Here is a 24,323-nt window from a genome sequence, read left to right as displayed (position 1 = left end):
CCTGCGCCCTCTGCACGACCTGTGCGGCGCCCGCCCGGCTCGGTTCCCTGGCTGCCGGCCGGCTCACGCGTCGGCGGAGGGCGGGGTGGCGGGGTCTGTGGGCGGGGCGCCGGCGGGGGGCTCGGGCGGGACGATGCCGCCCAGCACGGCACCGGCCGCACCGATCTCACCGGCCGTGCCCTCCGGCGCGGGGCCGGGGTTGCCGTGCGTTCTCACGTCCTGCTCGGCCAGCTCCAGCGACTCCAGGGCGAGGTCGTCGGCGGCCAGGCGGTCGGCCGGATCGTCCGCGGCGAGCAGACGTTCCGCCTCGGCCAGCCGGGTGCGGGCGGCGGCGCCGACCGCGCCGCGGTGCGTCTCGACGAAGTCCGACGCCGCGCCCGTGGCGGTGCGGGCGGTGATCAGTGCGGCGGCCGGCAGTACCCCACCCCGCCCCGGGGCGAACGGCTCCGTGGCCCGCACGATCCGGCGGAGCATGCCGACCGGGTCGGCGGGCCGGCCTGCCGTCAGCTCGTGCCGCACGGAGGCCAGGACGACGTCCGCGTGCCGCAGCAGGGCGTGCGGTGTGCCGGAGGGCCCGGCCGCCTCGTCCGCCCGTGCCGCGGACAGCTCCGCCTCCGCGCCGGTCAGGGCGGCCGGCACCGTCTGCTCGGCCGTCTTCAGCAGCGTGGCGAGCCGGTCGACCCCGTCGAGCAGGACCGCGGCCTGGGCGACGGCTGCCTCGGCGGCCCGCAGGTGCGTCGCCGCCGGGCCGGCCCGTCCCGAATCGGCGGCCTGACGGGCCTCGTTCAGCCGGACGGTGGCGAACAGCAGCCGGTCCTTGGCCTGTTCGACGTTGCCGATGACGGTGGCGGTGGCGGTGGGCGCGTACCGCGCCCGCAGGCCCGCGAGGACGGTCTCCGAGGCCGCCACGAGCCCGGTCAGCTCCCGGAACCGGCCCTCGGCGACGCCCAGCGCCGCCCCCGGCCCGTCGTCGCGGTCGCGCAGCCGCGCCAGCGCGTCGGCCACCGAGTCCAGCCGCCGCGTCGTCTCCTCGCAGCGTCCGACGATCCCCGCGAGCGCGTGCGCCCGGGCCGCATCCTCGGCCGGCGTGCCCTCGTCGTAACGCCGGCGCATCCGGAACGCGGCGGCGAGTTCGGTCCCGGCCTCCTGGACGGCCCGGCGCAGGGGCGTCACGGGGTGACTGCCGAACAGGGTCTCGGCGTAGTCGAGTTCGGTGCGGGCCGCGCGGATACGGTCGTCCGCCTCGACCAGCGCGGCGCAGGCCCGCCCGTCGAGGGCCGTGAGAGGCGGCGCGGACCCCGGCGGCGGGGGACCGCCCGACCCGCCGGGGGTGGTCCGGCTGCGGGCCCGCCGGACCCGGCGCACATACCCGTAACCGGCGATCGCACCGACCGCGGCGACGGCCACGAGCGGCAGCACCAGGTCGGCGGTGGACGTCTCGTCCTCTTTCTCCCCGGCGGCTGCGACGGTACCCGCCGCGGACGCCGGCTCCTTGATCGCAACCGGAGCGTCGTCGCCCGACGTCATCCCTGGCAACACCAGCCACACGAGCCCGATCGCACAGCCCAGCACGGCGTGCGCCACCCGCACGGATATGTGCGGCCCGGGACGCCGCGGTCGGCCTCGATGCAGGGAAGAGGTCACATTTGGGAGCGTATGGCCGCGAATCCGGTCACGCGAGCGGGATACACCCGGGCTGGGGGCGGTGGGGCGCGACGACACGGGAGGGGTGACCGGGATGGACCGATCGCCGGAACGCACGGAGCCGAAGCCGACGCCGAAGCCGGACTCCACAACGAAGCCGGACTCCACAACGAAGCCGGAGTCTGAGCCGAAGCCGGAGCCGACGGAGGACCGGGCCCTGCGGGCTGAACCGACGCCCAGGCAACGGCCCGGTCCGGCCCCCGCCGACACGGAAACCGACGCGGGCACTTGCACAGGAACGGACACCGGCACCGGCTCTGCCGCCGTCGCACCGGACGCCGCCCCCGGCACGGGCGTCGCCGCCGCCGACGCACACGCCACGGACGCTACTGCCCCCGTCGCGGAGGCCGCGGAGCCGGCCCCCGCCTCCGCCCGCGTCCCCGCCCCCGCCCCCGCGCCCGGTGACGCCCCGCCCGAGCCGCCCGCGACCGATGCCGAGGGTGGTGGCGGCGGTGTCGGCGACCCCGGTGACGACCCCGAGGCTTTCGGGGGCCGGCGGCCGGGCCGACGTCGCCTGCGCCGGGTCCGCCGCGCCGCCCTCGTCCTCGTCCTGCTGCTCCTGGTGCCGATCCTCGTCGCCGAGGCCGCACTGCGCGTGAACTACCTGGGCGATCCGGCCGACGGCACGTACACCCGCGGCAAGGACGCCATCTGGCTGGGCCACGCCTGGGTGGACGGCCGCAAGACCGACGCCGACGTCGACACCCTGGCCCGCCGCCTCGCCGACACCGGCATGCGGGACCTCTACGTGCACGCCGGGCCCCTGGAGCACGACGGCACGCTGCCGAAGTCCGCCTACGCGAACGCGCGGTGGTTCATAGCCGCCGTGCACCGGGAGGCGCCGAAGCTGCGCGTCCAGGCCTGGCTCGGCGACGTGCTCGCCACGGAGACCCCGGACGGCATGCGGCTGGAGCGGCCGGAGACCCGCGCCGCCGTGGTGCGGTCCACCCGCGAGATCCTGGCGGCCGGCTTCGAGGGCGCCCACTTCGACCTCGAACCCCTCCACTCCGACGACGCCGACTACCTCACCCTGCTCGACTCCCTGCGCGCCGTCACCCGCGCGCATCACGCCCAGCTCTCCGTCGCGGCCCACCAGATCGACCCGGTGCCCGGGTTCCACTCCTTCTGGGGCGCGACCACCGGGCACCCCAAGTGGTGGTCGCAGAAGTTCTTCGGCCAGGTCGCCCGCCGCGTCGACCAGATCGCCGTGATGTCGTACGACACCATGCAGCCGCTGCAGAGCACGTACGGCGGATACGTCGCCCAGCAGACGTCCCTCGCCCTGGAGGTCACCCCGCGCTCCACGGACCTGCTGATGGGCCTGCCCTTCTACCGGGAGAACCGCTTCGGCCACTGGGCGCACGCGGAGACGGTCGCCGCCGCCGTCCGGGGCGTCCGGCTGGGCCTGTCCCGCACCGACGCCGACCGCGAGAACTTCGGCGTGGCGGCGTACGTGGACTTCGCGGCGACGGAGACCGACTGGACGTCGTACCAGGACGGTTGGGTCCGGTAGACGCTGTGCGGGGCGGCGATATCCCAAGCCCGGGCCTCGGGCGGCCCTTCATCGGGTCAAGGCTCTCGCGGGCGCCGGAGATCCTGCGAACATGAGCGCCATGCACGGGATTCTGGTGGGGGTGGCCGCACTCGCCGTCACGGTTCTGGTCGTGGGCGGTGCGGCCGGAGTCGCGACCGGCCGGGTCCCGCCGTGGGCCCGGTCCAGGGTGCTCAGGCCGCGGCTGTGGGGCTGGGGCTCGCTGGTCACCGGCGCCGGAGCGACGGTGTGGATGTTCGTGGGCCCGCTGAACGGTCCGCCGCACGGCGCGTCGGCCTACGTCGCCTGGGCCGGCTGGGGCGTGTTGATGGCGGGACTGGTGATCCAGCTCCGTGCCCGACGCCCCGGCCGCACGCCCCGGCTGCCCCCGGCGCCTACGACGACCGTCTCCTGATCTTCGAGCCCAGCCACACCAGCGGGTCGTACTTGCGGTCGACCGCGCGTTCCTTCAGCGGGATCAGCGCGTTGTCGGTGATCTTGATGCCCTCGGGGCAGACCTCCGTGCAGCACTTGGTGATGTTGCAGTAGCCGAGGCCGTGCTCGTCCTGGGCCGTGCGTTTGCGGTCCAGGCCGCTCGCCTCGGCCCCGTCCAGCGGGTGCATGTCCAGTTCGGCGACCCGCATGAGGAAGCGGGGGCCGGCGAACGCCGCCTTGTTCTCCTCGTGGTCGCGCACGACGTGGCAGGTGTCCTGGCACAGGAAGCACTCGATGCACTTGCGGAACTCCTGCGAACGGTCCACGTCCTCCTGGAACATCCGGTACTCGCCCGGCCCGACCCCCTCGGGCGGCACGAACGCCGGAACCTCCCTCGCCTTGCGGTAGTTGAACCCGACGTCCGTGACCAGGTCGCGGATCACCGGGAAGGCGCGCAGCGGGGTCACGGTGATCGTCTCGTCCGGGGTGAACACCGACATGCGCGTCATGCACATCAGCCGGGGCCGCCCGTTGATCTCCGCGGAGCACGAACCGCACTTGCCCGCCTTGCAGTTCCAGCGCACGGCGAGGTCGGGAGCCTGCGTGGACTGCAGCCGGTGGATGATGTCCAGCACGACCTCGCCGTCGTTGACCTCGACCGCGAAGTCCTCGAGACCGCCGCCCTCCGTGTCACCGCGCCAGACCCGGAACCGTGCCTCGTAGCCGCTCATTCGTACAGCTCCTCTTCGGTGAGGTACTTGGCCAGCTCCTCCTTCTCGAAGAGGGCGAGCAGGTCGGGGCGGACGGGGTCGGTGGTCTCGCGGACGAGCTGGATCCGGCCGGGCTGCGGGTCGTCGGCGGCCGCGCCCTCGGCGGGATCGGCGAGCCGGCAGATCAGGTTGACGTTGCGCCAGGTCCGCTCCATCGCCGGACAGTCCTCGCGGGTGTGGCCGCCGCGCGACTCGGTGCGTTCCAGCGCCGCCCGCGCCACGCACTCGCTGACCAGCAGCATGTTGCGCAGGTCGAGCGCCAGGTGCCAGCCGGGGTTGAACTGGCGGTGGCCCTCGACGCCGGCGCGCCGGGCCCGGGCCCGCAGCTGCGCCAGCCGGTGCAGGGCCTCCTGCATCTCGGGCTCCCGGCGGATGATGCCCACCAGGTCGTTCATGGTCTGCTGGAGTTCCTGATGGAGGGTGTAGGGGTTCTCGGCGGGGCCGGTCGCGGAGCCGCTCGCGGACCCCTCGCCGGCCGCCTCGGCGGAGAAGGGACGCAGCGCCTCGGCGGCCGCCGCGTCCACCTGCGCCTCGTCCACCGGCGGGAGCTCGTACGTCGTCGCCGCCGCGTACTCGGCCGCGTGCAGGCCCGCCCGCCGGCCGAACACCAGCAGGTCGGAGAGGGAGTTGCCGCCCAGCCGGTTGGAGCCGTGCATGCCGCCGGCCACCTCGCCCGACGCGAAGAGCCCCGGCACCCCGCGCGCCGCCGCCGTGTCGGAGTCGACCGCGATGCCGCCCATCACGTAGTGGCAGGTCGGCCCGACCTCCATGGCCTCGGCGGTGATGTCGACGTCCGCGAGCTCCTTGAACTGGTGGTACATCGAGGGCAGCCGGCGCTTGATGACCTCGGCGGGCATCCGCGTCGACACGTCCAGGAAGACCCCGCCGTGCGGGGAGCCGCGGCCCGCCTTCACCTCGGAATTGATGGCGCGGGCCACCTCGTCACGGGGGAGCAGTTCCGGCGGACGCCGGTTGTGGTCCGGGTCCTCGTACCAGCGGTCGCCCTCCTCCTCCGACTCGGCGTACTTCTCCTTGAAGACGTCGGGAACGTAGTCGAACATGAACCGTCTGCCCTCGGAGTTGCGCAGCACCCCGCCGTCTCCGCGGACGGATTCCGTGACGAGGATGCCCTTCACCGACGGCGGCCAGACCATGCCCGTCGGGTGGAACTGCACGAACTCCATGTTGAGCAGGGGCGCTCCGGCGAGCAGGGCCAGCGCGTGGCCGTCGCCGGTGTACTCCCACGAGTTCGACGTCACCTTGAAGGACTTGCCGATGCCGCCGGTCGCGATGACCACGGCGGGCGCCTTCAGGACGAAGAAGCGGCCGGTCTCGCGCTCGTAGGCGAAGACGCCGCTCACCCTCGAGCCGTCCTTCAGGATCCGGGTGACCGTGCACTCCTGGAAGACCTTCAGCCGTGCCTCGTAGTCGCCGGTCTCCTTGTGATCCTCCTGCTGCAGCGAGACGATCTTCTGCTGGAGGGTGCGGATCAGCTCCAGGCCCGTCCGGTCGCCGACGTGGGCGAGGCGCGGGTACTCGTGGCCGCCGAAGTTGCGCTGGGAGATCCGGCCGTCCTCGGTGCGGTCGAAGAGGGCGCCCCAGGTCTCCAGCTCCCAGACCCGGTCCGGTGCCTCCTGGGCGTGCAGTTCGGCCATCCGCCACTGGTTGAGGAACTTGCCGCCGCGCAGGGTGTCGCGGAAGTGGACCTGCCAGTTGTCGTGCTCGTTGGCGTTGGCCATCGCCGCCGCGATGCCGCCCTCGGCCATCACCGTGTGCGCCTTGCCGAACAGCGACTTGCAGATGACGGCGGTGCGGGCGCCCCGCTCACGGGCCTCGATGGCGGCGCGCAGTCCGGCGCCTCCCGCGCCGACCACGACGACGTCCCACTCCTGGCGGTCGACCACGGACATCAGCAGACCCCACTCATCGGGCTCATCGGGTTCGGCAGCATCTAGAAAAACCTCGGATCGTCGAAGACACCGGACGCGACGAGATAGACGTAGAAGTCGGCGAGCGCCACGCTCACCAGCGAGGCCCAGGCCAGCTGCATGTGACGGGCGTTGAGCCTGCCGACGAACTGCCATGCCCGGTAGCGCACGGGGTGCCTGGAGAAGTGCTTCAGCTTGCCGCCGACGATGTGCCGGCAGGAGTGGCAGGAGATCGTGTACGCCCAGATCAGCCCGATGTTCAGCAGGAAGACGAGGGTGCCGAGCCCCATGTGCCCCCACGCGTAGTGCTCGTCGCGGAAGGCGAGCACGGTGTCGTAGGTGAGGATCCCGGCGACGACGATCGCGGCGTAGAAGAAGTACCGGTGGATGTTCTGCAGGATCAGCGGGAATCGGGTCTCGCCGGTGTACTTCCTGTGCGGCTCGGCCACCGCGCAGGCCGGGGGCGAGGCCCAGAAGCCCCGGTAGTAGGCCTTGCGGTAGTAGTAGCAGGTCAGCCGGAAGCCGAGCGGGAAGATCAGGATGATGATCGCGGGGGAGATCCCCCACCAGGCGCCGAAGAGCTCCGCGTTGGGGCCGTGCCGCATCGTGTCGCAGTTCTCCGCCAGGCACGGGGAGTAGAACGGCGAGACGTAGGGGGCCGCGTAGTAGTCGGCGTTCGCGAAGGCCCGCCAGGTCGAGTAGACGACGAACGCCAGCAGACCGGCGGCGGTGGCGGCGGGCGCCAGCCACCAGCGGTCGGTCCGCAGATGGGACGCGGCGATCGCGGCGCGGCCGGCGCCGCGTACGCCGCTCGGGGGATGGGGGTCGGTGGGGGCGGGTTCCGTACCAGTGGCCAACGCAGGACTCCGGTCGGGTCGGGGAGGCTCGGGTCGGGAGGCTCGGATCAGGGGGCGTGTCGGTCCCGGGCGCCGAGTCCCTCGTCGTCCGTGTCGATCCACAGGGAGTCGTCGTAGGGGGTGTCGGGGATGGTGACCAGTTCGGGCTTGCGCGGCGCACCGGGATGCGCGGCGGCCTCGCGCAGCAGCGCGACGCTCTCCCGCAGGTGGTCCGCGTCGGTGCGGACGCGGCGCATCTCCAGGCCGCCGCTGCCGATCTGCTGTTCCAGGCGGCCGACGGACCGGGAGAGGTCGTCGAGGCAACGCTGGACGGTTGTCAGGTCGTCGTGCACGGACATGACATGACCTCGCTTCCGTGGGCAGGCCCGGGACGGCAACGTTCATGCGCCTGCGAGTGTTGCGCCTCACACCGGTGGATGTGAAGGCGTGTGCAGTGATTGGCGGATACGGAGGGGTGTGGAGGGAGTGCGGAGGGAGTGCGTTGCTCCGCACGAGTGGGGTTGCGGGGCCCTGCCGCCGTGTCGCTCCCGGCAGGCGAACCCTTTCCTCTTCAGTACGTCGTAGATCTGATCAACTCCAAAATACCGCCAAATGTGATCAGAACGCACTGCCAGCGGCTCCCCGGAGGTACCAGAGATGTCGAAGTCCTACGACAGCGTCGGACTGCGTTCGGTCATGCGCTCGGTCGCCTTCCTGTCCGCGGGCGTGCTCGCGGCGCCCCTGCTGACCGGCTGCGGGTCCACGGACGAGGCGGGCCGCCCGCCGGCCCGCCAGGACATCGCCCGCACCGCCCGCGCCCAGGTCGCCGACGGCGGGACGCTGCGCTGGGCCGTGGACGCGCTGCCCGAGACGCTCAACACCTTCCAGGCGGACGCCGACACCGCCACGACCCGGGTCGCCCAGGCCGTGCTGCCGTCGATGTTCCGGATCGACGCGCAGGGCCGGCCGCAGCGCGACGCGGACTATCTGGAGTCCGCGAAGGTCGTCGACACCGAGCCCAAGCAGGTCGTCCTGTACAAGCTCAGCCAGCAGGCCGTCTGGAGCGACGGCCGGGAGATCGGCGCCGCCGACTTCGCCGCCCAGTGGCGCGCCCTGTCCGGCAAGGACAGCGCCTACTGGACCGCCCGCAACGCGGGTTACGAGCGCATCGAGAAGATCGAGCGCGGGGCTGACGACCTGGAGGTCAGGGTCACCTTCAGCCGCCCCTACGCCGACTGGCGCTCGCTCTTCTCCCCGCTGTACCCGAAGGACGTCATGGGCACGCCGGACGCCTTCAACGACGGGGCGCGGCGCAAGCTGAAGGTGACCGCCGGACCGTTCCTCGTCCAGAAGGTCGACACCAAGAACCACCAGGTGCACCTCGCCCGCAACCCGCGCTGGTGGGGCAAGCCGGCCAAGCTCTCCGAGATCACGCTGACGGCCGTCGAGCGCGACGAACGCGCCTCCGCGCTGGCCGCCGGGAAGATCGACGTGGCCGAGGTGGACCCGGCCACGGCGCACCGCGTGGACGGCGCGGCGGGCGGCGCGGCCGGACCGCCGGCCGGCGCTCTCACCGGCTCCGGGCCGGCCGCCGAGCAGGCCCTGCGGGCGTGGGCCCGGGCCCACGGCCTGACCGAGGACACGGCCGACGACGAAGACAAGAGCACGGACAAGAGCAAGAGCACGGACAAGAGCAAGACCAAGAAGGACGAGGACACCGACACCGACACCGACACCGACAACGACAAGGGCAAGGGCAGGGGCAAGGAGTCGGCCGGGGACGCCACGAAGGCCATCGCCGACCTGCGCAAGGCGGTCGCGACGTTCGAGCAGCAGCAGAAGGCGCTGCGCGCTGTCGAGGTGCGCAGATCGCTCGAGCCCGCCTACACCCAGCTGGCCCTGAACGGCGAGACCGGGCCGCTCGCGGACGAGCGGGTGCGGCGAGCCGTGGCCCGGGCCCTGGACCGCAAGGAACTGGCCGAGCTCGTGCTGAAGCCGCTGGGGCTGCCGGCGAAGCCCGTCGGCAGTCACCTGGCCCTCGCCGGACAGGACGTCTACGCCGACAACAGCGGAGCGCTCGGCGACCAGGACGCCGCCGAGGCGCGGGCCCTGCTCGCGGACGCCGGCTGGGTGCTCGGCGGCCCGGTCAAGGAGAAGGGCGAGAAGGCGGCCGGCTCGGCGGGGAAGAAGGCGGACGCTTCGGCGGGGAAGAAGGCGGACGGTTCGGCGGGGGAGAAGGGCGGCGGCGACTCCGAGGACGAGGACGGCGCCTACGTCGTCGGCGAGGACGACAAGGCGCCCGCCGTGACCGGCCGCGGGGAGACGACCCGCGCGGCGGGCAGCGAGAACGCGAGGAACAGCGCCAGGGGCGCGGACGGCGGCCACAGGCTCGCCCAGGACGGCACGCAGTACCGGCAGGCGCACCCGGGCGGCTTCCCCGGCGCCTACGCCCCGAAGGGCACCGCCGCCCCCAAGAGCTCCGGCGAGCCGACGGGCACCGCCGCCCCGGCCGGCACCGCGGGCAAGGCGCTCGCCAAGGACGGCAAGGCGCTCAGCCTGCGGTTCGTGCTGCCGTCCGGGCCCGGATCCGAGTCGCTGGAGACGGTCGCGGGGCGGATCACGAAGATGCTGGCGAAGGTCGGCATCCGCACGGAGATCACCAAGGTCCCGGACGAGAGCTACTTCAAGGACCACATCGCGTCCGGCCAGTACGACCTCGCCCTGTACTCCTGGCCGGCGTCCGCCTTCCCCGCCACCGACGCCCGGCCGATCTACGCCAAGCCGCAGCCGGCCGCCGACGGCTCGCTGAGCGTCGAGCAGAACTACACGCGGGTCGGCACCGACCAGGTCGACCAGTTGTTCGACCAGGCGCTCGCGACCCTGGACGAGGGCCGGAGCCGGTCCCTGCTCCGCAAGGCGGACTCGCGGATCTGGGCGGCTGCCGGATCGATTCCTCTCTACCAGCGTCCCCAGCTCACGGCGGTCCGCAAGAACGTGGTGAACGTGGGCGCCTTCGGATTCCAGACCCCCGTCTACGAGGACATGGGCTTCCTGGAGAAGAGCGTGAAGACCCCCTCCGGCCAGGCAGGGAGCCCCTCCGCGAGTGCCTCCCGCAAGTGATCGGAACGTGAGCGGCCGCTGAGCCCGGTGGCCCTGCGGAGGCCTTCCCCCGCAGGGCCACGTACCATGGGGTGAGGCCGTGGCGTGTCAAGCCCGGCAGGGCCCGCGTAATAGACGTACGCAGCAGGGTCGCCCTCACACTCCGGGAGAACGCCGCTTTATGGCCACGCGCCACGACATTCGCAACGTAGCCATCGTCGCCCACGTCGACCACGGCAAGACGACTCTGGTCGACGCCATGCTCAAGCAGGCGGGCGCCTTCGCCGCGCACGCCGCCGAGTCGCTCGACGACCGCATGATGGACTCGAACGACCTGGAGCGTGAGAAGGGCATCACGATCCTCGCCAAGAACACGGCGGTGAAGTACCACCCCAAGGACGGGGGGGACGTCGTCACCATCAACATCATCGACACCCCCGGCCACGCCGACTTCGGCGGTGAGGTCGAGCGCGGCCTGTCGATGGTGGACGCCGTCGTGCTGCTGGTGGACGCCTCCGAGGGTCCGCTGCCCCAGACCCGCTTCGTGCTGCGCAAGGCGCTGCAGGCCCGCCTGCCCGTCATCCTGTGCATCAACAAGACGGACCGCCCCGACTCGCGCATCGACGAGGTCGTCAACGAGGCCTACGACCTCTTCCTCGACCTCGACGCGGACGAGGACCAGATCGAGTTCCCGATCGTCTACGCCTGCGCCCGCGACGGCGTCGCCTCGCTGACCAAGCCGGAGGACGGCACGGTCCCGAAGGACAGCGACAGCCTGGAGCCCTTCTTCTCCACGATCCTGTCGCACGTCCCGGCCCCCGAGTACGACGAGGAGGCCCCGCTCCAGGCGCACGTCACCAACCTGGACGCCGACAACTTCCTCGGCCGTATCGCGCTGCTGCGCGTCGAGGAGGGCGAGCTGCGCAAGGGCCAGACCGTCACGTGGATCAAGCGTGACGGCTCGATGTCCAACGTGCGCATCACCGAGCTGCTGATGACCGAGGCGCTCACCCGCAAGCCCGCCGAGAAGGCCGGCCCGGGCGACATCTGCGCCGTCGCCGGCATCCCGGAGATCATGATCGGCGAGACCCTCGCCGACCCCGAGAACCCGATCGCGCTGCCGCTCATCACGGTCGACGAGCCGGCCATCTCGATGACCATCGGCACCAACACCTCGCCGCTGGTCGGCCGTGGCGGCACCGGAAAGGGCGCCGACAACAAGGCCGCCGTCAAGGACCGCAAGGTCACGGCCCGTCAGGTCAAGGACCGCCTCGACCGCGAGCTGGTCGGCAACGTCTCGCTGCGCGTCCTGGACACCGAGCGTCCCGACGCCTGGGAGGTGCAGGGCCGCGGCGAGCTGGCGCTGGCCATCCTGGTCGAGCAGATGCGCCGTGAGGGCTTCGAGCTGACCATCGGCAAGCCGCAGGTCGTCACCAAGGACGTCGACGGCAAGGTCTACGAGCCCGTCGAGCGCATGACGATCGACGTGCCCGAGGAGCACATGGGCGCCGTCACGCAGCTCATGGGCGTCCGCAAGGGCCGGATGGACAACATGTCCAACCACGGCTCGGGCTGGGTCCGCATGGAGTTCGTCGTTCCCTCCCGCGGTCTCATCGGCTTCCGTACCGAGTTCCTGACCGGTACGCGCGGCACGGGTATCGCGCACTCCATCCACGAGGGCCACGAGCCGTGGTTCGGCACGTTGACGACCCGTAACAACGGCTCGCTTGTCGCCGACCGCGCCGGCGCCGTCACCGCGTTCGCGATGACGAACCTGCAGGAGCGCGGTGTGCTGTTCACCGACCCCGGCACCGAGGTGTACGAGGGCATGATCGTCGGCGAGAACTCGCGCTCCGACGACATGGACGTGAACATCACCAAGGAGAAGAAGCTCACGAACATGCGGTCGTCCTCGGCCGACTCGTTCGAGGCGATCGTGCCGCCGCGCAAGCTGTCGCTCGAGCAGTCGCTGGAGTTCTGCCGCGACGACGAGTGCGTCGAGGTGACCCCGGAGGCGGTTCGCATCCGCAAGGTCGTACTCGACCAGCGCGACCGCGCCCGCACCGCCAGCCGCGCCAAGCACGGCTGATCGGCGCCGGTCACTGCCGGCTGATCGGCGCCGAGCTCGGCTGATCGGCGCCAAGGCCGGCTGATCGGCGGGCGGTTCACCGCCGCAGCACGCTCCGCAGCCCGGGTTCCCCCGCCATGGGGGCGCCCGGGTTCTGTGCGTGCCGCCGCGTGCCGTCGCGGGCGGGGGAGGACGGGGCGGCCGCGACGTGCGGGCCGCGGGCGAGGTCGCGGCCGTACGGCCGGCGTCAGGGTTCGCGGACGGCGAGCACCGCCTCCCGGACGTCCGGGTCCGGGTCCGCGGCGAGGCGGTCCAGCAGGCCGGCGACTCCGGGAGTGCTCCAACCGGCCACGGCCCACACCAGTGCCTCCCGCACCGACGGGTCGGGATGAGCCTGGAGCGGGGCCAGTTCGGCGAGCGGGCCGCGCCTGCGCATGCCGAACCAGTGCAGCGCCTCCCGCAGCACGGCCGGATCTCCGGGCTCGCCGGCTGCCGCCACCCGGGCGAGCAGCACCCGGGGCGGCGGGGGCGGACCGTCCAGGGGATGCGGCAGCCGTTCGCGCAGCCGCCGGGCCCCGTGGCCGCCGCGCACCCGGCAGCCGAAACAGGTGCAGGGCCTGGTGCCGTGCGCGTCCGGGAGATACCGCCAGCCGACCGTCTGCGGGGCCCTGCGGATCCGGTGCACCTCGCGCGGGGCGATCGCCCGGGGTACGAACACCTCATGCCCGCGCGGGTCTTCGAGCGCCGCGATCCGCCGTACCGCCTCGGCGGCCGTGACCGTCGCCTGCGCGCCCCGGGCGGCGTCCCGGTAGTGGCCGGTGAGCACCGGCTCGGCGTCGTCCAGCCGCACATGGACGGCGACCAGGCCGCCCCGGCTGCCGAACCGGGCCAGCTCGCGCAGCCATTGATGGGTGAGGGTGTGCGACGGCAGCACAGGGAAGCAGTGCACCCCGCGAGCGCCTTCCTGTCCGCGGCCGGCCGCGCGGACGCCGGAGCGCCGGATGCGCGGCGCGTCGGCCGCCGAGGTCAGATGCACGAACATCGCCATGGTCCCGCATGGTAGGCGTGCCCGGGACGCGGCGTCCGCGCCGGTCGGGCCGGGCGCAGGCACGGGCGACGACGGCCGGAAGGCCGCCGGAACCAGCAGGGGGCTGTGCGGCCGGTGTTAAGGAACACGTAGGGAAAACCCTTCGTTCTGGGCCCGGAGTCCGCTTCGAGCGACTTTCCCTACTAGCCTGCTGTGTGAACGGATGGTCCGCGCGGCTTCGGCGCGCCTCCGTGAGCCGCCGGGCGTCCCGTGAGGGACCCGAGCCGGCCGATACGCCCGGGTACGGGCGCAAGTGATTTTCCTTCTGTGGCGTCCGGAATACGGACAGTGAGCCCCGATAGATGTGTAACAAGTCCGTTTCGCAGGGATCTTTCTGCTAACTGTTTGTCCGGATTTTGGAAGAAGTACACGCCAGGTGTGATCGAACCGAGACCTCGTGGGTGTGGTTCGGTCAGATTCCATGCCAGATAGTTAGGCGCGTAGAGCTCGGGGTTGACGGGTCATGCGCTGCAGGGGGCGGCGACTCACGAGCCTGCGGGGGTACTCCACCTTCTCCGTCCTTGTCGACCGGTTGAGTGCTGTGTGCTCCCTATTGCGGTGAAAACCAGGACTCACGAGGAGGAACCCCATGCGTGGTGCCAACAGCGCCAAGTGGGTGGCGGGGGCGATTGTCATTGCTCTCGCCGCGACTGCCTGTGGTGGCAGTGACGACGACAGCAGCAGCGGCAAGGGCTCGGGCAAGGCCGGGGGCACCTTCCGGATGGGCATCACGGAGCCGGTCGCCATCGACCCGTACAACTCCCAGGAGTCCGAGGGCATCCTGGTCACGGACAACCTCTTCACGGGGCTGTACGAGCCGACCGCCGACGGCAAGGTCATTCCGGCCCTCGCCACCTCCAAGGAGGTCAGCGCGGACGGCAAGACCTGGACCTTCAAGATCAAGCCGGGCACGAAGTTCTCCAACGGCGAAGCGGTGGACGCCGAGTCGTTCATCCGCGGCTGGAACCGTGTGGTGCAGAAGACGGCGGCTTCCGACGTCGCCTACCACCTGGCCGGCATCGCGGGCTTCGCCGACGTCCAGGCGGGCAAGGCGACCACCATGTCCGGCCTCAGCGCCCCGGACGCCAACACCCTCCAGGTGAAGCTCTCCGCCGCCGACTTCGAGTTCTACGTCAAGACCACGCACACGGTCTTCAGCCCGGTTCCCAAGGTCGCGGGCGACGCCAAGAACAAGACGTACAACGAGGCGCCGATCGGCAACGGCCCCTTCAAGATGCAGGGCTCCTGGCAGCACAACAAGTCGATCACGCTCGTCCGCAACGACGGCTACGGTCTGACCAAGGCCAAGCTCGACGAGGTCAAGATCGACATCCTCAACTCCAACAACGGCGTCACGCTGGAGTACCAGGGCTTCGAGGCCGGCACGTACGACTGGGCCCGTATGCCCACCCCGCAGCAGCCGGCCGCCAAGGCCAAGTACGACGCGCAGGGTGAGTGGATCGACGAGAACACGAACGGGATGAACTACCTTCTCCCGATCTCCGAGAGCGGTCCGATGAAGGACAAGAAGGCGCGCGAAGCCGTCTCCTACGCGATCGACCGGGACGCCATCATCAAGGGCGTCTTCCAGGGCATGCAGACCAAGTCGACGACGATCCTGCCGCCCGCCTTCGCCAGCGTGTACCAGAAGGACCTGTGCCAGTCCTGCGTCAAGCAGGACCCGGCCAAGGCCAAGCAGCTCGCGAAGGAGGCCGGTCTCACCCCCGGCACCACGATCGACCTCGGCTACAACACGGGCGCGGGCCACGAAGAGTGGATCCAGGCCGTCAAGCAGCAGCTGGAGAAGGTCCTCGGCCTCAAGGTGAAGACCACCGGCAAGCCGTTCGCCGAGCTCCTCGCCGACCAGCAGAAGCCGGGCGCGACGGGCCTGTACCGCTTCGCGTGGGGCGCGGACTACCCGACGCCGGACAACTTCCTCTTCCCGCTGCTCGACACCGCGTCCATCAACAAGGACGCGTCGGGCAAGGTCACCGGTGACAACCGCGGCCGTTACAGCAACCCGGCGTTCGACGCCCTGCTCGCCAAGGCTCGCGCCACCGAGAGCGAGGCCGGCCGCAACGACCTGTACAAGCAGGCGGAGAAGATCGCCATGGACGACATGGCCCTGATCCCGCTGTGGAACCGCACCCAGCTGCGTCTCGCCAACACCAAGAAGTTCGCCGACATCAAGATGGACTTCCACGAGGACCCGAACCTCGCCGAGATCAGCCTGAAGTAACCGGGCGCCGCGCGACGCGGCGTCTGGAGACGGGGGCCGTGGGAACCGAGACGCACTCTCGGATGCCACGGCCCTCGACGACCGTCGGGAGCGGTGTGATCCACTCTCCCGCCCCTTACCCCTACCGCCCCACCAACCTGGGGGGAGGGAGCTGCCACGAAGCGGCAGCGAGGCAGAGAGGCAAGTCATGGGAAGGTATGTGGTCCGCAGGCTGGGCCAGTTGGTCGTCGTCGTGCTCGGAGCGACGATGATCCTGTTCGCCTGCCTGTTCGTGCTCCCGGGTGACCCCGTCGGGCAGATCGCGGGCAGCGACAAGGCACGCGACCCCGCGGTGATCGCGCAGTTGCACAAGCAGTACGGACTCGACGACCCGCTGATCGTGCAGTACGGCAACTACGTGGGCAAACTCGTCCAGGGAGACCTCGGCGAGGACTACACGCAGAGCCGGCCGGTCTCCGAGATCCTCGGCCCGAAGCTGGCCAACACGGCCAAGCTGGCCACCGCCGCGATCGTGCTCGACATCATCATCGGCATCTCCGTCGGTGTGCTGGCGGCGATGCGCAGGTACTCGATCTGGGACGTGTCGGCGACCTTCGTCACCACGCTGGCGATCGGCGTCCCCTCCATCGTGCTCGGCATGATCATGCAGCGCGTCTTCGTCATCGAGCTGGGCTGGTTCCCGCTGATCGCCGACGACAGCTTCAACTCGATCGTCCTGCCGGCCGTGACGCTGGCGATCATCGACGCGGCGCTCGTCGCCCAGCTGGCCCGCAGCACGATGCTCGAAGTCCTGGGGGCCGACTACGTCAAGACGGCCGTCGCCAAGGGACTTCCCCGGCGCACGGTGCTCTCGCGGCACATCCTGCGCAACTCGGTCATCCCCGTGATCACCTATCTGGGCATCTCCTTCGGTGGTCTCCTCGGCGGAGCGATCATCACCGAGACGATCTTCAACTGGAACGGCATCGGTCTCGCGCTGATCCAGGCGATCCAGCAGAACAACAACCCCGTCATCGTGGGCGTGGTGACCATCAGCGTGGCGGTCTTCGTCGTGCTGAACCTGGTCGTCGACCTGCTGTACGCCGCTCTGGACCCGCGTATCCGACTGGCCTGACCCGTAGGGCCGCCCCCATCTAGGAGTCACACCATGACCGAACTCGCCACAGGCGCGGGCGAGCCGAAGACGGCCGACCCCGTCTCGGCCTCCAAGGACGCCGAACCCAGCGTCGTCAGGGTCAGCCAGTGGTCCGACATCCGGCACCGCTTCGTGCAGAACAAGCTCGCCGTGCTCGGCCTGGCCATCATCGTCGTCCTCATCCTCGCCGCGATATTCGCGCCCCTGCTCGCGCCGCACGACCCCCTCGAGCAGGACCTGAACGCGACGCTGCAGTCCCCGGGCGCGGGACACTGGCTCGGCACCGACTCGCTCGGCCGCGACCAGCTCTCCCGCCTCATCTACGGCAGCCGCATCGCCATGATCGTCGGTCTCGCCTCGATCCTCGTCGCGATGACCCTCGGCATCCTCTTCGGCGCGCTGGCCGGTTACTACGGCCGCTGGCTGGACACCGTGATCATGCGCGTGGCGGACATCTTCTTCGCCTTCCCGCTGCTGATCGGCGCCATCGTCATCATCCTGCTCATGGGCCGTGGCGTGATGCCGGTGGTCCTGTCGCTGGGCATCTTCTCCTGGGCGACGTTCGCCCGGCTGCTGCGCAGCCAGATCCTGTCGGTGCGCGAGATGGACTACGTGCACGCGGCGAAGGCGCTGGGCGCGAGTCAGAGCCGGATCATCCGCAAGCACATCCTGCCCAACTCGCTGACCTCCGTCCTGGTGTACGGCACCAGCAACGTCGGCATCGCGATCGTGGCCGAGGCGTCGCTGTCCTACCTGGGCGTCGGTGTCGACCCCGAGGTCGCGGAGTGGGGCAACATGATCGCCGCCGGTCGCGGGTTCATGGGAGTCAAGGACTACATGTGGACCTACCCCAGCATCGCGATCGTCATCACCGCGCTGGGCTTCATCCTGCTGGGCAACGGTCTTCGCGACGCGCTCGACCCGAAGCTCCGGTGATCCGCAGCCATGAGTCGAACCCCCTTGAGCAAGCAAGACGAAGGTGATGGCATGACCAGCCTGGAGCAGGCTCCCTCGAACGCCGGGCCGGACGGGTCCGCACCCCTTCTCGAAGTCCGCGACCTGCACGTGGAGTTCAAGATCCGTGACTCCGTGACCAAGGCGGTCAACGGTGTCAACTACAGCGTCAACGCGGGCGAGACGCTCGCCGTGCTGGGCGAGTCGGGCTCCGGCAAGTCCGTCACGGCGCAGGCCATCATGGGCATCCTGGACAGCCCTCCCGGGCGGATCAGCAAGGGCGAGATCTTCTTCCAGGGCCAGGACATCCTGAGCCTGCCGGAGAGCGAGCGGCGCAAGCTGCGCGGCGCCAAGATGGCGATGATCTTCCAGGACGCGCTGTCGTCCCTCAACCCCGTGCTCTCCGTCGGCTTCCAGCTGGGCGAGATGTTCCGGGCCCACCAGGGGCTGTCCCGCAAGGACGCCAAGGCCAAGGCCATCGACCTGATGGACCGGGTGCGCATACCCGCCGCGCGTCAGCGCGTCGGCGACTACCCGCACCAGTTCTCCGGCGGTATGCGCCAGCGCATCATGATCGCCATGGCGCTGGCGATGGAACCGGACCTGATCATCGCCGACGAGCCGACCACCGCGCTCGACGTGACGGTGCAGGCCCAGGTCATGGACCTGCTCGCGGAGTTGCAGCGCGAGTACCAGATGGGTCTGATCCTCATCACCCACGACCTCGGCGTGGTCGCTGACGTGGCCGACAAGATCGCGGTCATGTACGCCGGCCGCATCGTCGAGACCGCGCCGGTGCACGAGCTGTACAAGCGGCCCGCGCACCCGTACACCCGCGGCCTGCTGGACTCGATCCCGCGCCTGGACCAGAAGGGCCAGGAGCTGTACGCGATCAAGGGTCTGCCGCCCAACCTGCTGAACATCCCCGCCGGTTGCGCCTTCAACCCGCGCTGCCCCAAAGCACAGGACATCTGCCGTACGGAGGTCCCGGCGTTGCTTCCGGTGACCGAGCAGGACGGCACCGAGCTGGTCGGCCGAGGTTCGGCATGCCACTTCTGGAAGGAGACGATCCATGGCTGAGCTCAGCAAGAACGACGAGCGCCAGGACGCCACACCGAACGTCTCCGAAGTGGAGGCCGTCGACGTGCAGTCGGAGACGGAGGCCGTCGCCGCGATCGACGCCCCCGTCGAGCGCGGCGAGCCCATCCTCCAGGTGCGCAACCTGGTCAAGCACTTCCCGCTGACCCAGGGCATCCTGTTCAAGCGCCAGGTCGGCGCGGTCAAGGCCGTCGACGGCGTCTCGTTCGACCTGCACCAGGGCGAGACCCTGGGCATCGTCGGCGAGTCGGGCTGCGGCAAGTCGACCGTCGCCAAGCTCCTGATGAACCTGGAGCAGGCCACCGCCGGCGAGATCTTCTACAAGGGCCAGGACATCACCAAGCTGTCCGGGCGCGCTCTGAAGGCCGTCCGGCGCAACATCCAGATGGTGTTCCAGGACCCGTACACCTCCCTCAACCCCCGGATGACGGTGGGCGACATCATCGGGGAGCCGTACGACATCCACCCCGAGGTGGCCCCCAAGGGCGACCGGCGGCGCAAGGTCCAGGAGCTCCTGGACGTCGTCGGCCTCAACCCGGAGTACATCAACCGGTACCCGCACCAGTTCTCCGGCGGCCAGCGCCAGCGCATCGGCATCGCGCGCGGCCTCGCGCTCAACCCGGAGATCATCATCTGCGACGAGCCGGTCTCGGCTCTGGACGTGTCGGTCCAGGCGCAGGTCATCAACCTGATGGAGCGACTGCAGGAGGAGTTCAACCTCTCCTACCTCTTCATCGCGCACGACCTGTCGATCGTCCGGCACATCTCGGACCGCGTCGGCGTGATGTATCTCGGCAAGATCGCCGAGATCGGCTCCGACGAGCAGATCTACGATCACCCGACGCACCCCTACACGCAGGCGCTGCTGTCGGCCGTGCCGGTGCCGGACCCGGCGGCCCGCGAGCACCGCGAGCGGATCATCCTGGCCGGTGACGTCCCCTCCCCGGCCAACCCGCCCTCGGGCTGCCGCTTCCGCACCCGCTGCTGGAAGGCCGAGGACAAGTGCGCGCAGGAGGCCCCGCTGCTCGCGATCCCGGAGCGGTTCAAGGGCTCCGACTCGCCGGCCGCCCATGAGTCGGCCTGTCACTTCGCCGAGGAGAAGGACGTCGTCCACGCGGCCTGACGTCGAGCCGAGGGCTCACACCCGACAGCGGCCTCCGGCAGCCAGTGCTGCCGGAGGCCGCTGTCGTAGGCACCCGTTCCCCGCCCGCGCCGACCGGGCATCGACACGTAAGACCAAGGACGACACGATGCTGCACCACGTCGAGCTGTGGGTCCCGGATCTGCCCCGGGCGTCCAGGGAGTGGGGCTGGCTGCTGGGCGGCCTCGGGTACGAGCTGTACCAGGACTGGGACCGGGGCCGCAGCTGGCGGCTCGGTCCGACCTACCTCGTCGTCGAGCAGTCCCCGGCGATGAAGGACGACGGCGGCGGCCACGACCGGCTGCGCCCCGGCCTCAACCATCTCGCCTTCCACGCCGCGAGCCCGTCGGCTCTCGACGCCCTCGTGGCGCAGGCGCCCGCGCACGGCTGGACGCCCCTGTTCGCCGAGCGGTACCCGCACGCGGGCGGCCCGAAGCACTACGCGGCCTATCTGGAGAACTCCGACGGCTTCGAGGTCGAGCTGGTGGCCCAACCGCCCGCAGCCCCCGACGAGCACCCTCCGTCCCTCGCGTAACAGCCCCGCCCGCTCCCCCTTCGTGTGGCCGTATCCGTGCGCCCGTTCGGGCGTCGGGCGTCCGGTGCGTCCGGTGCACCCGTACGGACGGGTGAAAGTGCGTCGAATCGCTTATGTACTGATATCGCCTGGTAAAGGATCAGGTGACAGGGCGACAGGCGCGCAGTCAACGAGGAGGCATCCCATGCGTGGAGCCACGCACGCCAAGTGGGTCGCATGCGCGGCCGCGGCAGCGCTCACGGCGACGGCCTGCGGCAGCGGGGGGAGCGACAGCGGGGGCGGCAGCGGCGACGCCGGCGCCGTCCTCAGCTCCTCCTGGGGTGACCCGCAGAACCCGCTGGAGCCCGCCAACACCAACGAGGTGCAGGGCGGCAAGGTCCTCGACATGATCTTCCGGAGCCTGAAGCGGTACAACCCGGAGACCGGCGCGGCCGAGGACATGCTGGCCGAGAAGATCGCCACCACGGACTCGCAGAACTTCACCATCACCGTCAAGAACGGCTGGACGTTCAGCAACGGCGAGAAGGTGACGGCGAAGTCGTTCGTCGACGCCTGGAACTACGGCGCGAGCCTGAAGAACAACCAGAAGAACGCGTACTTCTTCGAGTACATCGACGGCTACGCCCAGACGCACCCCGCCGAGGGCGGCAAGCAGACCGCCGACACCCTCTCGGGGCTCAAGGTCGTGGGCGACCAGACCTTCACGGTCAAGCTCACGCAGAAGTTCTCGACCTTCCCCGACACGCTGGGCTACCCCGCCTTCGCCCCGCTGCCGCAGAGCTTCTTCAGCGACCATGCCGGCTGGCTGAAGAAGCCGGTCGGCAACGGGCCCTACACGATCGCGTCCTACACCAAGGGCTCCCAGATGGAGCTGAAGAAGTGGGCCGACTACCCGGGCGAGGACAAGGCGCAGAACGGCGGGGTGACCCTCAAGGTCTACACCGACAACAACACCGCCTACACCGACCTGCTGGCCGGCAACCTCGACCTGGTCGACGACGTGCCCGCGGCCCAGCTCAAGAACGTCAAGGCCGACCTCGGCGACCGCTACCTCAACACCCCGGCCGGCATCATCCAGACCCTCGCCTTCCCGTTCTACGACCCGAAGTGGAACACCGCCGGCTCGGCCAAGGTCCGCACCGGCCTGTCCCGCGCGATCGACCGTGAGCAGATCACCGAGACGATCTTCCAGAAGACCCGCACCCCGGCCACCGACTGGACCTCCCCGGTGCTCGGCAAGGAGGGCGGCTTCCAGGACGGCCTCTGCGGGGACGCCTGCGACTACGACCCCGAGGCCGCGAAGAAGCTCATCGAGGAGGGCGGCGGACTCCCCGGCGGCCAGGTGAAGATCAGCTACAACGCGGACACCGGGTCCCACAAGCAGTGGGTCGACGCCGTCTGCAACTCGATCAACAACGCGCTCGACAACGACAAGGCCTGCGTCGGCAACCCGGTCGGCACCTTCGCCGACTTCCGCAACCAGATCACCGACCGGAAGATGAGCGGCCCGTTCCGGGCGGGGTGGCAGATGGACTACCCGCTCATCCAGAACTTCCTCCAGCCGCTCTACTACACGAACGCCTCCTCCAACGACGGCAAGTGGTCGAACAAGGACTTCGACTCGCTCGTCAACCAGGCGAACGCCGAGACCGACACCGCGAAGGCCGTGCAGACGTTCCAGAAGGCGGAGGGGGTCGTCCGCGACAACATGGCCGCCATCCCGCTCTGGTACCAGAACGGCAGCGCCGGCTACTCGGAGCGGCTCTCCAACGTCAAGCTCAACCCGTTCTCCGTCCCGGTCTACAACGAGATCAAGGTCAGCTGACCCGCCGTGGGCCGGTATGTGATCCGGCGTCTGCTCCAGATGATCCCCGTGTTCATCGGGGCGACGCTGCTGATCTTCCTGATGGTGAACGTGATGGGCGACCCCATCGCGGGTCTGTGCGGTGACCGGCAGTGCGACCCGGCCACCGCCGCCCAGCTGAAGAAGGAGTTCGGGCTCGACAAGCCGGTGTGGCAGCAGTACCTGACCTACATGGGGAACGTCTTCACCGGAGACTTCGGTACGGCGTTCAACGGTCAGCCGGTCACCGAGCTGATGTCGACGGCGTTCCCGGTCACCATCAGGCTGACCGTCGTCGCGATCCTCTTCGAGATCGTCATCGGCATCACCCTGGGCGTCGTGACGGGCCTGCGCCGGGGCCGGCCCGTCGACACCGGGGTCCTGTTGCTGACCCTCGTGGTGATCTCCGTCCCCACCTTCGTCACCGGTCTGCTGCTGCAGCTGCTGCTCGGCGTGGAGTGGGGCTGGATCAAGCCGTCGGTCTCCTCGGACGCCGAGTTCGGCGAACTGATCGTGCCGGGGCTGGTGCTGGCGTCCGTGTCGCTGGCGTACGTCACCCGGCTGACCCGCACCTCGATCGCGGAGAACAAGCGGTCCGACTACGTCCGCACGGCCGTCGCCAAGGGGCTGCCGCACCGCAGGGTCGTCACCCGGCATCTGCTGCGCAACTCCCTCATCCCGGTGGTCACCTTCATCGGCACCGACATCGGGGCCCTGATGGGCGGCGCGATCGTCACCGAGCGCATCTTCAACATCCACGGCGTGGGCTTCCAGCTCTACCAGGGGATCCTCCGTCAGAACACCCAGACCGTCGTCGGTTTCGTGACCGTCCTCGTCCTGGTGTTCCTGGTGGCCAATCTGCTCGTCGACCTCCTGTACGCCGTACTCGACCCGAGGATCCGCTATGCCTGAGCCGACGCCGCCGGAGCATCATCTGCCGGGCGCGGGCCGCACGCCGGAGGACGGCGCCATCGCCGACACCGGCATGGGCGGTGCGATGGACCTCGCCACGGCGGAGGGGGAGACGCTGGAGAAGACCCCGGGCGGGCCGCAGGGCTCCGGCCCGTCCGAGAAGCCCCGCTCCCTGTGGTCCGACGCCTGGCGGGACCTGCGCCGCAACCCCGTCTTCATCATCTCCGGGCTGGTCATCCTGTTCCTGGTGTTCATCTCCCTGTGGCCGGGATCCATCACCTGGCTGAGCCCCCTCAAGTGCAACCTGTCCAAGGCCCAGGAGGGCTCCCAGCCCGGCCATCCCTTCGGCTTCGACGGTCAGGGCTGCGACGTCTACACACGCGTCGTCTACGGCGCCCGTACGTCCGTGACGGTCGGCGTCCTCGCCACGCTCGGCGTCGCGCTCTTCGGCAGTGTGCTCGGCGGCCTCGCCGGCTTCTTCGGCGGTTCCTGGGACGCGATCCTGTCCCGGATCACCGACGTCTTCTTCGCCATCCCCGTCGTCCTCGGCGGCCTCGTCCTGCTCTCCGTGGTGACCAGCAACACCGTCTGGCCCGTCATCGGGTTCATGGTGCTGCTCGGCTGGCCGCAGATCTCCCGTATCGCCCGCGGCTCGGTGATCACCGCCAAGCAGAACGACTACGTCCAGGCGGCCCGCGCCCTCGGCGCCTCCCACTCCCGGCTGCTGCTGCGGCACATCACGCCCAACGCGGTCGCCCCGGTGATCGTCGTGGCCACCATCGCGCTCGGCACGTACATCGCGCTGGAGGCGACCCTGTCCTACCTCGGCGTCGGTCTGAAACCGCCGACCGTCTCCTGGGGCATCGGCATCTCCGCCGCCTCCCCGTACATCCGCAACGCCCCGCACGCCCTGCTGTGGCCCTCGGGCGCCCTGGCCCTCACGGTCCTGGCCTTCATCATGCTCGGCGACGCGGTCCGCGACGCCCTCGACCCGAAGCTGAGGTGACG

The 24,323-nt window shown here is 70.3% G+C and carries 19 protein-coding genes; 13 read left to right on the top strand and 6 right to left on the bottom strand.

Features of this window, described 5'->3' with window-relative positions:
- Positions 1-63: 63 nt before the first annotated feature.
- Complete coding sequence (locus OHS82_RS16120; RefSeq protein WP_328434059.1) at positions 64-1,644, bottom strand: hypothetical protein; 1,581 nt, start codon at positions 1,642-1,644, stop codon at positions 64-66.
- A 217-nt stretch (positions 1,645-1,861) separates the two neighbouring features.
- Here OHS82_RS16120 and OHS82_RS16115 point away from each other — a divergent pair, with 217 nt between their 5' ends.
- Entirely contained in the window at positions 1,862-3,217 is a 1,356-nt protein-coding gene (locus OHS82_RS16115) for a hypothetical protein (protein ID WP_242433457.1), read from the top strand.
- Between the two features lie 91 nt (positions 3,218-3,308).
- Positions 3,309-3,650 (top strand): hypothetical protein, encoded by a 342-nt coding sequence (locus OHS82_RS16110; RefSeq protein ID WP_057584392.1) that lies wholly within the window; start codon positions 3,309-3,311, stop codon positions 3,648-3,650.
- On the opposite strand, the gene OHS82_RS16105 is transcribed toward OHS82_RS16110, so the two are convergent.
- Genes OHS82_RS16105 through OHS82_RS16090 form a run of 4 tightly spaced genes read right to left on the bottom strand, consistent with a single transcriptional unit; the run spans position 3,631 to position 7,563 of the window.
- Positions 3,631-4,401 carry a succinate dehydrogenase/fumarate reductase iron-sulfur subunit gene (locus OHS82_RS16105; RefSeq protein ID WP_057584391.1) on the bottom strand — a complete coding sequence of 257 codons (771 nt, stop codon included), beginning with the start codon at positions 4,399-4,401 and terminating at the stop codon, positions 3,631-3,633. The two genes, OHS82_RS16110 and OHS82_RS16105, sit on opposite strands and share 20 nt — an antisense overlap.
- Positions 4,398-6,350, bottom strand: coding sequence for a fumarate reductase/succinate dehydrogenase flavoprotein subunit (locus OHS82_RS16100; protein WP_057584390.1), 1,953 nt, complete (start codon positions 6,348-6,350; stop codon positions 4,398-4,400). The genes OHS82_RS16105 and OHS82_RS16100 overlap by 4 nt, the downstream gene beginning before the upstream one ends.
- A 41-nt stretch (positions 6,351-6,391) precedes the next feature.
- Positions 6,392-7,225: a hypothetical protein gene (locus OHS82_RS16095; protein ID WP_057584389.1), complete on the bottom strand. Its 834-nt coding sequence runs from the start codon at positions 7,223-7,225 to the stop codon at positions 6,392-6,394.
- Between the two features lie 47 nt (positions 7,226-7,272).
- A complete protein-coding gene (locus OHS82_RS16090) occupies positions 7,273-7,563 on the bottom strand; it encodes a hypothetical protein (RefSeq protein WP_057584388.1) in 291 nt (96 codons plus the stop codon).
- Between the two features lie 298 nt (positions 7,564-7,861).
- On the opposite strand from OHS82_RS16090, the gene OHS82_RS16085 reads away from it, so the two are divergent.
- Entirely contained in the window at positions 7,862-10,324 is a 2,463-nt protein-coding gene (locus OHS82_RS16085) for an ABC transporter family substrate-binding protein (RefSeq protein ID WP_328434057.1), read from the top strand.
- A 160-nt stretch (positions 10,325-10,484) separates the two neighbouring features.
- Positions 10,485-12,392, top strand: coding sequence for a translational GTPase TypA (gene typA, locus OHS82_RS16080; protein ID WP_057584386.1), 1,908 nt, complete (start codon positions 10,485-10,487; stop codon positions 12,390-12,392).
- Positions 12,393-12,618: 226 nt separating this feature from the next.
- Here the strand turns inward: typA and OHS82_RS16075 are convergent, their stop codons facing one another.
- Positions 12,619-13,419, bottom strand: coding sequence for a HEAT repeat domain-containing protein (locus tag OHS82_RS16075; RefSeq protein WP_199863986.1), 801 nt, complete (start codon positions 13,417-13,419; stop codon positions 12,619-12,621).
- A 628-nt stretch (positions 13,420-14,047) separates the two neighbouring features.
- Between OHS82_RS16075 and OHS82_RS16070 the strand changes: the two genes are divergently transcribed.
- The 9 genes from OHS82_RS16070 to OHS82_RS16030 all read left to right on the top strand — a co-directional run bounded on the left by OHS82_RS16070 (position 14,048) and on the right by OHS82_RS16030 (position 24,321).
- On the top strand, positions 14,048-15,697 hold the full coding sequence (locus OHS82_RS16070) for a peptide ABC transporter substrate-binding protein (protein WP_057584384.1): 1,650 nt from the start codon (positions 14,048-14,050) through the stop codon (positions 15,695-15,697).
- A gap of 187 nt (positions 15,698-15,884) precedes the next feature.
- On the top strand, positions 15,885-16,811 hold the full coding sequence (locus OHS82_RS16065) for an ABC transporter permease (RefSeq protein ID WP_063894346.1): 927 nt from the start codon (positions 15,885-15,887) through the stop codon (positions 16,809-16,811).
- Between the two features lie 33 nt (positions 16,812-16,844).
- Positions 16,845-17,768: an ABC transporter permease gene (locus OHS82_RS16060; protein ID WP_057584382.1), complete on the top strand. Its 924-nt coding sequence runs from the start codon at positions 16,845-16,847 to the stop codon at positions 17,766-17,768.
- Between the two features lie 51 nt (positions 17,769-17,819).
- Positions 17,820-18,866: an ABC transporter ATP-binding protein gene (locus OHS82_RS16055; RefSeq protein WP_057584381.1), complete on the top strand. Its 1,047-nt coding sequence runs from the start codon at positions 17,820-17,822 to the stop codon at positions 18,864-18,866.
- Positions 18,859-20,007 carry an ABC transporter ATP-binding protein gene (locus tag OHS82_RS16050; protein WP_328434056.1) on the top strand — a complete coding sequence of 383 codons (1,149 nt, stop codon included), beginning with the start codon at positions 18,859-18,861 and terminating at the stop codon, positions 20,005-20,007. The genes OHS82_RS16055 and OHS82_RS16050 overlap by 8 nt, the downstream gene beginning before the upstream one ends.
- A gap of 127 nt (positions 20,008-20,134) precedes the next feature.
- On the top strand, positions 20,135-20,560 hold the full coding sequence (locus OHS82_RS16045; protein WP_057584380.1) for a VOC family protein: 426 nt from the start codon (positions 20,135-20,137) through the stop codon (positions 20,558-20,560).
- A gap of 184 nt (positions 20,561-20,744) precedes the next feature.
- Positions 20,745-22,385 (top strand): peptide ABC transporter substrate-binding protein, encoded by a 1,641-nt coding sequence (locus tag OHS82_RS16040; RefSeq protein WP_057584379.1) that lies wholly within the window; start codon positions 20,745-20,747, stop codon positions 22,383-22,385.
- A 6-nt stretch (positions 22,386-22,391) separates the two neighbouring features.
- Complete coding sequence (locus OHS82_RS16035) at positions 22,392-23,315, top strand: ABC transporter permease (RefSeq protein ID WP_057584378.1); 924 nt, start codon at positions 22,392-22,394, stop codon at positions 23,313-23,315.
- A complete protein-coding gene (locus OHS82_RS16030) occupies positions 23,308-24,321 on the top strand; it encodes an ABC transporter permease (protein WP_328434055.1) in 1,014 nt (337 codons plus the stop codon). The genes OHS82_RS16035 and OHS82_RS16030 overlap by 8 nt, the downstream gene beginning before the upstream one ends.
- Positions 24,322-24,323 lie beyond the last annotated feature (2 nt).

Origin of the sequence: Streptomyces sp. NBC_00425 (genome assembly GCF_036030735.1) — a bacterium.
Classification (GTDB): Bacteria; Actinomycetota; Actinomycetes; order Streptomycetales; family Streptomycetaceae; genus Streptomyces.
This window is presented reverse-complemented; position numbering and strand designations above follow the sequence as displayed.

Excerpts from the sequence above, each read along its gene's own strand:
- OHS82_RS16110 (WP_057584392.1), top strand. The coding sequence starts at position 3,309 with ATGAGCGCCATGCACGGGATTCTGGTGGGGGTGGCCGCACTCGCCGTC.
- OHS82_RS16105 (WP_057584391.1), bottom strand. The coding sequence starts at position 4,401 with ATGAGCGGCTACGAGGCACGGTTCCGGGTCTGGCGCGGTGACACGGAG.
- OHS82_RS16100 (WP_057584390.1), bottom strand. The coding sequence starts at position 6,350 with ATGTCCGTGGTCGACCGCCAGGAGTGGGACGTCGTCGTGGTCGGCGCG.
- OHS82_RS16090 (WP_057584388.1), bottom strand. The coding sequence starts at position 7,563 with ATGTCCGTGCACGACGACCTGACAACCGTCCAGCGTTGCCTCGACGAC.
- OHS82_RS16085 (WP_328434057.1), top strand. The coding sequence starts at position 7,862 with ATGTCGAAGTCCTACGACAGCGTCGGACTGCGTTCGGTCATGCGCTCG.
- typA (WP_057584386.1), top strand. The coding sequence starts at position 10,485 with ATGGCCACGCGCCACGACATTCGCAACGTAGCCATCGTCGCCCACGTC.
- OHS82_RS16075 (WP_199863986.1), bottom strand. The coding sequence starts at position 13,419 with ATGGCGATGTTCGTGCATCTGACCTCGGCGGCCGACGCGCCGCGCATC.
- OHS82_RS16070 (WP_057584384.1), top strand. The coding sequence starts at position 14,048 with ATGCGTGGTGCCAACAGCGCCAAGTGGGTGGCGGGGGCGATTGTCATT.
- OHS82_RS16065 (WP_063894346.1), top strand. The coding sequence starts at position 15,885 with ATGGGAAGGTATGTGGTCCGCAGGCTGGGCCAGTTGGTCGTCGTCGTG.
- OHS82_RS16060 (WP_057584382.1), top strand. The coding sequence starts at position 16,845 with ATGACCGAACTCGCCACAGGCGCGGGCGAGCCGAAGACGGCCGACCCC.
- OHS82_RS16055 (WP_057584381.1), top strand. The coding sequence starts at position 17,820 with ATGACCAGCCTGGAGCAGGCTCCCTCGAACGCCGGGCCGGACGGGTCC.
- OHS82_RS16050 (WP_328434056.1), top strand. The coding sequence starts at position 18,859 with ATGGCTGAGCTCAGCAAGAACGACGAGCGCCAGGACGCCACACCGAAC.
- OHS82_RS16045 (WP_057584380.1), top strand. The coding sequence starts at position 20,135 with ATGCTGCACCACGTCGAGCTGTGGGTCCCGGATCTGCCCCGGGCGTCC.
- OHS82_RS16040 (WP_057584379.1), top strand. The coding sequence starts at position 20,745 with ATGCGTGGAGCCACGCACGCCAAGTGGGTCGCATGCGCGGCCGCGGCA.
- OHS82_RS16030 (WP_328434055.1), top strand. The coding sequence starts at position 23,308 with ATGCCTGAGCCGACGCCGCCGGAGCATCATCTGCCGGGCGCGGGCCGC.